The organism is Paenibacillus sp. J23TS9 (assembly GCF_018403225.1).
Classification (GTDB): Bacteria; Bacillota; Bacilli; order Paenibacillales; family Paenibacillaceae; genus Paenibacillus_AQ.
Genome location: NZ_BOSG01000036.1, coordinates 1 through 279 on the forward strand (window position 1 = coordinate 1; position 279 = coordinate 279).

Below are 279 nucleotides of genomic sequence, written 5' to 3' on the forward strand. Positions count from 1 at the left end.
TCTATGGAGAATCGTTTCCCGAGTGGAAACATTCAAATACAGCAAGATAATGCTCTCGAAGTATTTTTACTTCGTAAAAATTTCACTCACTCGTTGCTCAGTTTTGAGAGAGCAAACACTCTTTCAAATGCCGATTCTGCTCATTCCACTTATGGGAATGACATGAGAGCCGGTCTTGATCCTTGAAAACTAGATAACGAAACGAATTTGCGTTTTAGAAATATCCTTTTAGCTGCTTGTGTCAATTTATTGACCAAGTAAATAAGAGTAGCAGCGAAA

Annotated in this window: 1 protein-coding gene; it reads left to right on the forward strand. The window is 37.6% G+C overall.

Features of this window, described 5'->3' with window-relative positions; translation table 11 throughout:
• Positions 1 to 186, forward strand: a 186-nt coding sequence (locus KJS65_RS29590; protein WP_213653288.1) for a hypothetical protein, incomplete at its 5' end; no start/stop codon positions are given.
• Positions 187 to 279 lie beyond the last annotated feature (93 nt).